The sequence below is a fragment of the Skermanella sp. genome (assembly GCF_059503625.1).
The window spans coordinates 1-9,302 of record NZ_JCACHA010000802.1; the positions used below are offsets into that span (position 1 = coordinate 1).

7 protein-coding genes, 1 pseudogene and 1 other annotated feature are annotated in these 9,302 nt (G+C 65.2%); of the genes and pseudogenes, 2 read left to right on the forward strand and 6 right to left on the reverse strand.

Going from position 1 to position 9,302, the window contains the following annotated elements; genetic code table 11:
• The first annotated feature begins 63 nt into the window (after window positions 1-63).
• Together AC5JJ6_RS28430 and AC5JJ6_RS28435 are read left to right on the forward strand one after the other, a co-directional pair.
• Window positions 64-1,243, forward strand: a pseudogene (locus tag AC5JJ6_RS28430) (IS3 family transposase).
• Window positions 348-464 (forward strand) — a sequence feature (AL1L pseudoknot). It overlaps the preceding pseudogene by 117 nt.
• Window positions 1,244-1,538: 295 nt before the next feature.
• On the forward strand, window positions 1,539-2,531 hold the full coding sequence (locus tag AC5JJ6_RS28435; RefSeq protein ID WP_496045286.1) for a Bug family tripartite tricarboxylate transporter substrate binding protein: 993 nt from the start codon (window positions 1,539-1,541) through the stop codon (window positions 2,529-2,531).
• Window positions 2,532-3,091: 560 nt separating this feature from the next.
• Here AC5JJ6_RS28435 and AC5JJ6_RS28440 read toward each other — a convergent pair.
• The 6 genes from AC5JJ6_RS28440 to AC5JJ6_RS28465 form a co-directional block, all read right to left on the reverse strand.
• The gene (locus tag AC5JJ6_RS28440) at window positions 3,092-4,609 is read right to left on the reverse strand and encodes a coiled-coil domain-containing protein (RefSeq protein ID WP_496045287.1); all 1,518 of its coding nucleotides are present in this window, start codon (window positions 4,607-4,609) and stop codon (window positions 3,092-3,094) included.
• 31 nt (window positions 4,610-4,640) lie between these two features.
• Window positions 4,641-4,907: a GlsB/YeaQ/YmgE family stress response membrane protein gene (locus tag AC5JJ6_RS28445; RefSeq protein ID WP_496045288.1), complete on the reverse strand. Its 267-nt coding sequence runs from the start codon at window positions 4,905-4,907 to the stop codon at window positions 4,641-4,643.
• A 152-nt stretch (window positions 4,908-5,059) separates the two neighbouring features.
• A complete protein-coding gene (locus AC5JJ6_RS28450; protein ID WP_496045289.1) occupies window positions 5,060-6,079 on the reverse strand; it encodes a YsnF/AvaK domain-containing protein in 1,020 nt (339 codons plus the stop codon).
• 50 nt (window positions 6,080-6,129) lie between these two features.
• Window positions 6,130-7,062 (reverse strand): hypothetical protein, encoded by a 933-nt coding sequence (locus tag AC5JJ6_RS28455; RefSeq protein ID WP_496045290.1) that lies wholly within the window; start codon window positions 7,060-7,062, stop codon window positions 6,130-6,132.
• A gap of 161 nt (window positions 7,063-7,223) precedes the next feature.
• Window positions 7,224-7,517 carry a CsbD family protein gene (locus AC5JJ6_RS28460; RefSeq protein WP_496045291.1) on the reverse strand — a complete coding sequence of 98 codons (294 nt, stop codon included), beginning with the start codon at window positions 7,515-7,517 and terminating at the stop codon, window positions 7,224-7,226.
• Between the two features lie 110 nt (window positions 7,518-7,627).
• Window positions 7,628-9,139, reverse strand: coding sequence for a PAS domain S-box protein (locus tag AC5JJ6_RS28465; protein WP_496045292.1), 1,512 nt, complete (start codon window positions 9,137-9,139; stop codon window positions 7,628-7,630).
• Window positions 9,140-9,302 lie beyond the last annotated feature (163 nt).

Here is a 9,302-nt window from a genome sequence, read left to right on the forward strand (position 1 = left end):
GCCAGTCACAACCGATTCAGATGCCTCAAGCTGTTCCCGGATGGACACTGAGAGGTTGGAGCCATGACGAAGAAGACGTCGAACCGGTTTTCGCCTGAAGTGCGGCAGCGAGCGGTACGGATGGTGCTGGACCACGGGGGCGACCATGCGTCGTAGTGGGCTGCGATCGGCTCGATTGCAGGCAAGATTGGCTGCACGGCCGAGACGCTGCGGAAGTGGGTGCGGCAGGCCGAGCTGGACCAGGGGCAACGGCCTGGAGCGACGACCGAGGAGCGTGAACGCATCAAGGCGCTGGAACGCGAAGTCCGCGAGCTGCGGCAGGCCAAAGAGATCCTGAAGAAGGCGTCGGCCTATTTTGCGATGGCGGAGCTCGGCCGCCGGTCAAAGCCATGATCGCCTTCATCGACGATCACCGGGCAGCCTACGGGGTCGAGTCGATCTGCAAGGTGCTGCGGATTGCCCCGTCGACCTACCACGCCCATGCTGCCGTCCGGGTGGACCCGGCCAAGGGCTCGGCCCGCAGTCGGCGCGATGCTGACCTCTGCGCCGAGATCAGACGGGTCCATGAGGCGAACTTCGGCGTCTATGGCGTACGCAAGGTTTGGCGCCAGCTCGCCGCGAGGGCATCCCGGCAGCCCGCTGCACGGTGGCCGGGCTGATGCGCCAGATGGGCCTGCAGGGCGTAGTCCGCGGCAGGTCGACCCGTACGACAGCGCCGGACAAGGCGACGCCGTGCCCGGCCGACAAGGTAAACCGGCAGTTCCAGGCGCCACGGCCGAACCAACTCTGGGTGTCCGATTTCACCTATGTCGCCACTTGGCAGGGCTTCGTCTATGTGGCCTTCGTCATCGACACCTTCGCCCGATGCATCGTCGGCTGGCGGGTATCGCGTACCGCCCATGCGAGCTTCGTCCTCGATGCCCTGGAACAGGCGTTGCACGACCGCCGTCCGCTAAAGGGCGGTGGCCTCGTGCATCACAGCGACCGCGGGGGGCAATATCTCAGCATTCGGTACACCGAGCGTCTGGAGATCGCAGGCATCGAGCCCTCCGTCGGCAGCGTCGGCGACAGTTACGACAACGCGCTGGCCGAGAGCATCATCGGCCTGTTCAAGACCGAGATGATCCGGCGGCTCGGGCCCTGGCGGTCGCTCGAAGCCGTCGAGTTCGCCACCCTCGACTGGGTGGACTGGTTCAACAACCGACGCCTCCTCGAGCCTATCGGCAACATCCCACCCGCGTAAGCCGAGGCGCGCTACTATGCCAGCCAGCAGGAGGTTGCGCTGGCAGCCTGACTCAAACTCCCTTGCCTCCTAGAAATCCGGGGCGGTTCACAGGGCCGCATCCAGCAGATCGGGGCTGACGTGATGGCGAGCGAACCGCCACACCGTCGCATGGTCCGGGACAGCTCGAAGGCCGAGCAGGCGGCGGAGTTGGCCCGAGAGGCGGAGAAGATCCTCCAGGCCACGGTAGGGGTGTCCGAATGAGGACTGTCCTGCTTCGTGCGGTCTCCATACCGCGTCGTGAGGCACTGCCGCGATGACCCGCCTCGACGGCTCTCGCCGAAGGCTCCTCAGCGCGGCGGCCGCCCTTGCCGCGCCCTCCGTTGCCAAGGCGCAGGGCAAGAGTCCGGATGGCTGGCCAAACGGCCGCAGCGTCAGCTTGGTGATCCCCTTTACTCCGGGAGGCGGTACCGATGTTGTCGCCCGCATCCTGCAGGAGGGCTTTGGCGAGAGCTTCGGCGGCAATTTCGTCATGGAGCACAAGCCAGGCGCCACTACGACGGTAGGCGTCCGCTATATCGCGCGGGCGCGCTCCGATGGGACGACGCTGTTGGTCGGCAGCAACTCCGGCTTTGCCCTGGCACCCTTCGCCTACCGGAACCTGGGCTACGACCCGCTGGCGGATTTCACCCATGTCAGCTTGCTGTATGCCTCTGCCTACCTGCTGGTGGCGCAACCTCGCTGGAGTAGCTTCGAGCAGGTGATCGAAGCGGCAAAGCGCGAGCCGGGGAAGCTCTCCTACGGCACCTGGGGCGTCGGCTCGACCGCCTATCTTCTAATGCTTGAGATGAACGAGCGGACCGGGACCGAGATGCTGCATGTGCCTTTCGGTGGCCCGGCGCCAGCACTGATCGAGATCCTGGCGGGCCGGGTGGACATGATGTTCACCACCTTCGCCCCGGCGCGCGCGCATGTGCTGGAGGGGCGTCTGCGCGCCCTCGGCGCGCCGCATGGGGAGCGGCTGACGGCAGTGCCGCAGGTACCGACAATGGGTGAACTCGGGTTGCCGGAGTTCCTCGTCAGCGCCTGGTGGGGCCTGGCCGGGCCCGCCAACCTGCCGGCGCCGCTTTCCATGGCACTGGAGCAGGCGCTGCGCGGCGCCATCGGCCGCCCAGCGGCACAGCGTCTTGCCGAGGAGTTCGGCCTGCTACCGCTGCCCTTGGGCCGGGAGGCGATGCGTGCCCGCATCCAGCGTGACCTGGCGCTGAACGAGGGGCTGATGCGCAAGGCAGGGATCACGCCGGAATAGGGCGCTACGCCTTATCCCGACATCGCTAAGTAAGTGACCGTCCTGCGGATGGCGCGCAATGAGGACCGACGGAACTGACACACCGAGCCGGGTTAACTTGCTGATTTTATGTAATAAGGCAAGCCCTAGGTCACTTGCGATAAGGGTTGCTTTATCGCATGTGTGGATGCCCCCTGCGGGTCAAGGCGAATCAGCGACGCTGGCACCGAGAGCACGGGCGCGGTCATGTGTCCGGCCTCTGATGCGGCCAGTCTGGCCGCGGGCCCTGATGAGCTGCGCGGGACGAGGGGCAATCAGGTGAACGCGCTTGGGGGCGCACTGCGATAAACGGCCTCTCTCGCCACCGGCTCACCGGTCTCTCGCTGTCATCGTCGCTTCAGCACCTTGGCCCCCGCCGGGCGCGGCGCCCAGCGAGCTCGGACGCGACCACCTAGGCGGTTGCGGCTGTGGTGTAGGTCCCTCCCCGGGCCAGCAAGGCCCAGGCGATGCGGGCCAGCACCTTGCACCTGTTGGGGTTCCAATTCGAGTAGGATCCACACCGGCCGCAGAGGAGAAAGCCCCTACGGGACGGGCGTCACCGGCGTCCGCGGCATGGCGCTCACCTCCTGCGCTGCTGCCTCAAGGGCCAACAGCTCCTGGCGTCGTTGAGCGACCTGGCGCTCCAGTTCCGCTGCCTCTGCTCGCGACCGTTCAAGCGTCGAAGTTCCCGCATTGAGGTCCGTTTCCAGCGACGTCGCCCGGCCTTCCAGCGATTGGACCCGCGCGGCCGTCTCGGCCGCACCTCGATCCGCCGCTGCCGCGCGCTGCGCAGCAGTCTCGGCCTCGGTGCGCCGGTCGGTCAACGTCCTCTCGGCTACGCCCACCTCATCACGTAGCGCAGCTAGCCGTTGCTCGGTTTCCGCCACCGCCTGCTGCTTGCCGGCGAGCGCAGCCTCGGCTTCGCTGCCCTGTGCGCGCAGCGCGGCGACGCGCTGCTCCGCCGTCCCGACTGCCGCGTTCACCTCAGTGAGGCGTGTCTCGGCCGCGGCAAGCGCGACGCCGCTGGCCTCCACGGCTGCCGCCAAACGGGTGCGCTCGGCCTCTGCCGCTTCGACCGCCGCTTGGCGCTCCGTCAGGATCACCGCAGTGGCTTCAGTTGCGTTGCGCAACTCGGCCAGACGACCCTCTGCAGCGGTCGCCGCATTGAGCAATTCGGCCATGCGGGCTTCGCCAGTCCGGACCCGCTCGGCTGCAGCATCAGCTCCACGACCCGCTTCGACGGCGCGTGCCTCCACCCCGGCCAGTGTCCCCTGCCGTGTAGCAAGGTCGGCCTCGGTGGCTGCGATCTCTTCGCGCAAGGCTTGGGCCCGGCTTCCCGCACCCGCAACTGCTGCCTCCCGGGTCGTCAAGGTCTCCTGGGCCCGGCCGGCCTCAGCGATCAAGGCCGCCACGCGCCCTTGCGTCGCTTCAGCCTGGGCGGAAAGATCCGTCATGCGACCCTCGGCCACCCGCAGGGCAGTGGCAGCGGCGTCGCGCTGAGCAGTCAACCGCCCGACTTCACCTCGGCGCTCGGCCAGCGCGGCCTCGGCCGCGGCAGCCTCGGTGCGGGTTCCGGCCAGGGCAGCCGCAGCCGCCTGGCCGGCCTGCCGCAACTCCATGGCTCGCGTCTCTGCTGCATCGGCGGCTGCTTTGAGTTCGGCGATCCGTGCCTCCCCGGCCGCACTCTGCCGGCCGAGTTCCGCAAGGCGCGTCTCCATCTGCGCTGTGTCAGCCGAGAGCTCGCGGCTTCGCCCCTCCGCCGCGTTGATTCGTTGCGCCAAGGTGGCAAGATCACCCGCCGCTTGTCGCTCCTGCGCTAAGCTGCCCTCCAGCTCTGCCACGCGCATTGCACGGGTTTGGCCAGCCTGCTCGGCAGCCTCCAGCCGGCTGCCACGGGACACGGCGATAGACCATCCGAGGACCAGCAGGACCAGCAGTGCGCCCGCGGCTCCCAGCACAGGCCAGGATAAACCAAACATACCGGCTGGGCTGATCAGCGCTTGAACCGGTGCTGGCTGGCCCCTTGGCACCGGTCTCTTGTTCACCTGCTTGTCCACCATGACCAACAGCCTTTTAGAAAAGCTATTTTGCCTACAAGCTCGAGGCGTTCCGCCTGCCGGTGACGGCATGGTAGATCCAAAGCACTACAACCGCGCCGATCACGGCAACGAACATGCTGTACAGGTTGAAGCCGGTGACGCCGGCTCCGCCGAGCATGTTGAACAGGAAGCCGCCGACGACGGCACCGACGATACCAAGCACGATGTCGATGACGACCCCTTGGCCGCTACCGGCGTACAGCTTGCTGGCGATGAAGCCGGCGACCAGGCCCAGGATAAGCCAAGCAATGATGGACATCGGAATATTTCTCCGCAGAGGAAAGGCGTGAAAGGGGGGGTAGCTTTCAGGTGGCGGACTCGCGCTCGCCGCCCATGCAGGGTGGTGACCTCGATAATCGCTGAGCGGGATGGAAGCAGATCGCTCCGCCTCCATCCCATCCAGCGTTCTCGTCAGCGCTTGGCGGGGTTAGCACCGCTGACGTTGGTGCCCAGCGTCTTGTCGACCGCACGGCTCGCCGTCGTACCAGGCGGGTTACCCGGCGCGTCATCAGGAGCGGCACCGGCGGTGCCGGCACCGGTCGTCACGCGAGCCGCGTTTGTGGTGGTGTCGTCGATGTCGACCTCGGTCCGGCGAACGGTATCCTGCACCGTCTCAGTCCGCTCGGTGGCTTCCTTGCGGATGACAACCTCGCCGGTGACGCGGGTTTCCTTGGCAATCACTGCCTCCTCGGCCGTCTCAGTGGCCTCGATCGTGCGGTCCTGGAACACGGCGTCGGCGCCAGTCACCGGGCGATCGATCGCGCGGCGCTCCACGTCGACACGCTCCTGGTGCAGCATCACCTGCTCGCTCACCGGCGTCTCGACCACGTAGGAGCGCACCCGAACCCGCCCGCGCTCCACATCGCGCTTACCCACCCGCAGGCTTTCCTCGACAACCGGGATCACCTCTTCACCACCGACGCGGACGATTGTGGTGGCCCCTGCTGTCGTCGTCGAAGCGGCAGCGGGCGTGGTGGAACCCGCGGCCATGCCTGTGGCGGCGACACCGACCCCGGTTGCGGCCGGTACGCTGGCTATCTCGGTGCTGGACGCAGCAGCCTGGGTGCCCGTCCAGCCTTCCTGCCGCCACTCGGCTTCGCGGGTGTCGAGGTCTACCGCGCCATGGCTTTCCAGAACATCCATGGCTTGCTCGAGCTTGCTGTCCTCGACCCTTGCTGACACCACGATGGAACCGCGGCGCACGCCTTCCGCGTAGGTCGTACGCTCCTCGTCGGGGACAAACATCTCCTTGAGCGATGCCCAGAACCCGGTATCGCTGGACGCGGCGGCAGTTCCGCCACTCGTCGAAGTCGCGTCCGCCGCATGCATCTGAATATCGGCGCTAGCGATGTTCAGCTGCTGCGTGAGATGCTGAACGGCGGCATCCGCATGGGCACGATCGTCAAACATGGCGGTGATGGTTCGCGACATGGTGGTCTCTCCTGAGGCAGTTGGTTTACGTGTTCATTCGTGTCAAGGAATTAGGCAACACGCTGGGCGCTTCGGAAGGCGAGCAAGTCGCGGGTACCGCGGCGGGCGCCGAGCACCGCGGCGATAGCGCCGAGCAGCATGATGCCGAAGATTGAGAAACCGGTGATCGACGTACCGGAAGCAGCCGCATCGGCGGCGCGGCGGGCGGTTTCCTCAGCTTGGCGCGCAGCCTGGGTGGCCTGTTGCTCGGCCTGAGTAACGCGCGCCTGGGCATCTTGCGGGCTAATGTTGTACTCGGATGCCACGAGCTGGTTCAGCCGCTCGCGGTCCGCTTGCGACAACTGCCCGTCCGTTACCCGCTTGGTGGTAAGCTGTCCCATCTCAGCCTTGCGCTGATCGGACGTCATCGCTGCTGGATTGCCACCAGTCCCGCTCAGCGCACTCTGCACGCGGTCGGTGACGCTCTGAGCCATCGACTGCAGCGTCCCGGTGCTCGTCCGGTCAGCGGCCTGTTGACCCACTGCCGACGCTGCAGAGCCAGCACCCGACGCCACGCTGCCCAGCAGGCTGGAGACTCCAGAGGTGGCGGTGGAGGCAATGCCGGAAACGAGGTTGCCCAGCAACACCGCGGAGATCAGGAAGGTGGTGCCCCATACGGCCAAGCCGTGAAGGGTGCCATCGGTGTTGTCGGCCGTGCCGGACAGGCGCGCGGCAACGTACCCGCCAGCCGCGAGGCCGATCAGGTTCGACAGCAGCAACCAGATGGCCGCACCGATGCCGAAGGACGAAGCCGACGGTGTTCCGCGCGCCGTGGCATCAATCGTTGTGGCGCCAATGCCGGCGCCCAGGGCGTTCAGCATCAGGCCAATGGTCAGCGCCACGATGGCGCCGGCGATGATCGCGCCCCACGAAATGCGCGAGGGCAGCGATGGTGCGCCTTCTGGCAGGACCATGGCGGCGGTCGCGTTGTCATGGGCACCCATTGTGTTTCGAGTTTGCATATACGAAGGTCCTACAATCTAAAGGGGGAACGGGGCCTCGCCAGTGCTCAGCAAGGCGTCATGCGCCTCGGCAAAGCGCATGGGTGCGGTCGGTCTGACAAGAACCGAACCGTTATTGCTCTTCTTGAGTTGGTCTTTAGGAACTATTTGTCTGCTGCATCCCGCACGACGTCTTTGGCACCGCCGGCGGTATTCTGCACTTTGCCCTCGACCTTCTGCGCAGCGCCTTCGGTCTGGATTTTGGTATTGCCGGTCAGCTTCCCGATGGCTTCCTTGATGGAGCCCTTTACCTGCTTGGCTGCGCCCGCAATGCGATCGCTGTCCATCTCGCTTCCCGTCACGGGCTCGTAGCTGGAACCGAGATCGGTTATCCAAAGCCCTGCCGGCATAACCGCGGCCGTTACCCGAAGTTCGGCAAGCAGTCCGGTAATCGGCATGACCGAGTGGTGTGTCCGTACTAGGTCGACGGGCGTAGAGCACTATTACCCAGTGACCGAGCCGCCCCATCGCCCGGGAAATTTGGCTGAGTTGAAACGGTCTGCTGCTTCTAAGCTGACGTGTCGGTTGGTTTCGCCGTCTTGCGCGGGGGACCTCCGTCAAAGCCGCGCTCTCGGGCCCAAATCACCAGGGCCGTGCGGCTATTCACCCCGGTGCGACGGTAAAGCCCGGCGACATGGTTGCGCACGGTATTAGGGGCGATCCCGAGCTTGCGGGCGATGGAGGGGTCTGCCATGCCGCGGCACACCAGCGTCAGCACTTCCCGCGCTCGCTGCGGCAGATCACCAAGCCCCGTCGTGGTACCAGGGGGTGCGTCGAACCGTCGTAGCTTGGCCAGCTTCTCCAGTACGACCTGGCTGAACCAGGAGGTGTCCTGCATCACGGCTTCGATCGCTGCGACGATGTCAGACTCCGTGCGGCGGCGTTCAGAAACGTCCTGTACTACTATCAGAACACATGAGTGATTTCCGATGGTCACTGCCTCGGCCGATACGAGGCCGTCAAGTACGCCGCCCTCCTTGGTCCGCACCTTCATCTTTAGGTTGCGCACCGAAGCATCGCGGTGAAGCTGCTGCTCCAGCTCCTTCCCCGCCGATTTATCGACCCACAACCCGATCTCGTCGGTACCCCTGCCGATCAACTCCATCTCGGCGTAGCCGCATACTTGGGTGAAGGCATCGTTGGCCGTCATGACACGACAGCCGGCACGCGCGACGACCAACGTCGGTACGGGTGTCAGACGGAGCGCCGTAGCGAAGCTGGCTTTAGTCTGCTGCAAGGCAGCTTCGGTCAGCTTATGATGCTCAAGGTCGACGAAGGTGAACAGAATGCAGGCCGTATCGGCGAACTCAATCGGTTGCCCGGCAACGATAACCCGCTTTTCACCACCTTTGGATAACTGCAGCACCGCCTCCATCTGTGGGATGGTGCGCCCGCTTTGCAGGCGCTCGATGGCAAGCTCCCGGCGGGCAGCACCTTCCAGCACGTCGATCTCGTAGACCGAGCTCCCGAGCACCTGCTCCTCCGAGTAACCTGTCATTTCCAAAAAGCCACGATTGACTTTGACGTGGCGGTGGTCCGACAGCCGCAGTATCACCGCGGGTGCTGGGTTGGCAGCAAAGGTCGTCTCGAAGCGTTCCTCAGCGTCGAAACGTTCACTTTCGTCATTCAGGATCAACACGAGGCAGTCCGGAACACCAGCGGCATCGTTGAGCACCAAGCTGCGGATGCGGTGTGTCCACTGCGCTTCATTTTGCCCAGCTGGGGCCACCTCGACCACCACCTCGTCGAAGGCCTCGCCCGCCAGCACCCGTTCCATGGGATAGTGACCCTGCGGCAGGTGGTGCCGGTTGCGGTAGCGCAACTCGAACCGCTCGCGATACTCCGCGACGCTGGCACCAAGATCCTCGATCTTATGCACGCCGTGCATTTTCAGGGCGGCTTTGTTGGCCCACGAAATACGCTGATCGGGCTCGATAAGAATGACCCCGTCCTGCAGCGCTGCCAAAATAAGCCGCAGCTGCTGCTGATCGGCGTGATGGTGTGCGGGTAGATCCGACATCATGGGCGCTCCAAGCATGTAACGCTTTCGTTCATGCCTATTCCCTCGCGGTGGCAAGTCCTGAGCATGGCTAATACAGACACCGTTATTTTTGGACAGGGCTTGGTGGCCTGAGTGTCCGTCCGGGATCATATTGTTCTTCGGCATAGCCTTCGCAGCATGA

Excerpts from the sequence above, each read along its gene's own strand:
- AC5JJ6_RS28455 (WP_496045290.1), bottom strand. The coding sequence starts at position 7,062 with ATGGGTGCCCATGACAACGCGACCGCCGCCATGGTCCTGCCAGAAGGC.
- AC5JJ6_RS28465 (WP_496045292.1), bottom strand. The coding sequence starts at position 9,139 with ATGTCGGATCTACCCGCACACCATCACGCCGATCAGCAGCAGCTGCGG.
- AC5JJ6_RS28450 (WP_496045289.1), bottom strand. The coding sequence starts at position 6,079 with ATGTCGCGAACCATCACCGCCATGTTTGACGATCGTGCCCATGCGGAT.
- AC5JJ6_RS28435 (WP_496045286.1), top strand. The coding sequence starts at position 1,539 with ATGACCCGCCTCGACGGCTCTCGCCGAAGGCTCCTCAGCGCGGCGGCC.
- AC5JJ6_RS28440 (WP_496045287.1), bottom strand. The coding sequence starts at position 4,609 with ATGGTGGACAAGCAGGTGAACAAGAGACCGGTGCCAAGGGGCCAGCCA.
- AC5JJ6_RS28445 (WP_496045288.1), bottom strand. The coding sequence starts at position 4,907 with ATGTCCATCATTGCTTGGCTTATCCTGGGCCTGGTCGCCGGCTTCATC.
- AC5JJ6_RS28460 (WP_496045291.1), bottom strand. The coding sequence starts at position 7,517 with ATGCCGATTACCGGACTGCTTGCCGAACTTCGGGTAACGGCCGCGGTT.